The organism is Moorena sp. SIO4E2, assembly GCF_010671945.1.
Lineage (GTDB): Bacteria > Cyanobacteriota > Cyanobacteriia > Cyanobacteriales > Coleofasciculaceae > Moorena > Moorena producens.
Genome location: NZ_JAAHIE010001062.1, coordinates 1 through 1,812, shown reverse-complemented (window position 1 = coordinate 1,812; position 1,812 = coordinate 1). Strand labels below are relative to the sequence as shown.

The following is a 1,812-nucleotide window of genomic DNA, read 5'->3' as shown; positions in this document are numbered from 1 at the left end:
CGGAGTACCTGAGCAGCAAAGATTATTTATAGTCTTTTACTTTTCTTTATTTTCTGCAAAATGCCTTTTACTACCCCCTTAGTTAGACAACTATTCCGGTGAAACCTGATCCTCAACCAGGATACCCTATTTTTGGCATCCATCTAAGGGTACAAAGGACAATTTTGAGTTAAGTAAAGGGTTATTCAAGTAAAATGTATATGAAGCTACCTATATTTTAGAGCGTTTATTTAGTATTGACCATAGGTAGTGTACTTTTTTGACACTCCCCGTCCTAGAAGGACGAGGATTCTTTCTTCATAGGGATTCCAACAAACTTGCCCTCGGAAAGCATCTTGACCCTGTGTCCCACGGCTGCAAGTCCACGTAGAAGGACTACTTGAGCAGCTGCCACATCTCTATCGGTTGTGTAGCCGCAATTTTCACAACGATGTACACGCTCAGCTAACGTCTTTTTGCCAGTTTCAGTTAAGCAATTGGGGCAGACTTGACTAGTCTTTTTAGAGTCTACTTTTTGGAAATAAACGCCACGCTTAAAACAGCATTGCTCTAATACCTGGAAAAACTGTCCCCATCCTGCATCTAGGCAGTGCTTACCCAACATCCCTCTAGCCAACCCTTTGAGATTTAGATCTATGTCCTTCGGACAGGCTTCGCCAACAACAAAGATCATCCCAGCCCAATCCCAGAGATTATGAGCTAATTCCCAATAGTCATCTTTTCTGATGTTAGCGATTCGTTCGTGTAACTTGTTGACTTTCTCTTGTGCTTTGCGACGGTTTCCACTTCCAATGCGTTTCCTACTTACCCTCCTTTGCAGCAATTTAAGCTTGCGTTCGAGGCGTTTGAAAGGGCGCGGATTAGGAAACAGAGCACCGTTGCTGACAGCCACAAAATGCGAAATTCCCACATCAATCCCCAATGCTTCTCCGTGAGGCATAACTTGGGGAATATTTACGTCCCACGCTAACGTGAGCATTACATACCAACCCGAGGATCGTTTAATCACTCTAGCTTGCTTGACTCTAGCTAAGCCAGGTATCTCTCGTGATTGTCTCAACTTCACCCAGCCAATCTTGGGGAGTTTTACTCTGCCAGGTTCGAGGGGTTTAACACCTAGTTGCGGAAAAACAAAAGACCGCATTTGTCCGTGCTTCTTAAAGCGAGGAAAACCATGGCCTTGCTCCCACATACTAACAAAAGCTTTTTCTAGTCTTTTTAGTGTTTGCTGTAAAACATGAACTTGAACAGCTCTTAATTCTTCAATAGTTTTCCTAGCAGCAGTTAACCCACGACACTGACTGGCATAAGTAGGACGCGCACGCATCTGTTGGAATAATGTACTCACTACGGACAGAGCAAGCGTTAATCTGACAGCTACGAGACTTATACCAATCCTTGCGCTCAGCTAATCCATAATTATAGACCTTGCGGCATTGCTCCAACCAGTCTTCAAATATTTTTGATTGTTGTTTGGTGGGTTTTAGCTTGAACTCGTAGGTGAGATTAAACACTTTGCTTACCTCCTTAGCCTAATTATCACCCATTCTTGAGCTATGATGCAAGCGTTAGCTCAAGAATGGATGCCATTAAAATTAAAGCCGTCCTTTTAGGACGGGGCTTGAAACCCATTATTTTTGGTCAAGCGTTAAGGGGTTATCCCGATCACAATAGAAAAATGTTTTGGTGGAAGTAACCGGCAACTTGCACCTTATTTATTACCTTATATTAGAGTTCAGCAAAAAAATTTAGGAGTCCATGCGTATATCGTTAAACTGGCTGCGAGAACTAGTAGAGGTAACTCTGACACCA

General features: G+C 42.9%; 1 pseudogene. It reads right to left on the bottom strand.

Features of this window, described 5'->3' with window-relative positions:
- Nucleotides 1-274: 274 nt before the first annotated feature.
- Nucleotides 275-1,514 (bottom strand): annotated as a pseudogene (locus tag F6K37_RS40645) (RNA-guided endonuclease InsQ/TnpB family protein).
- Nucleotides 1,515-1,812: the final 298 nt, after the last annotated feature.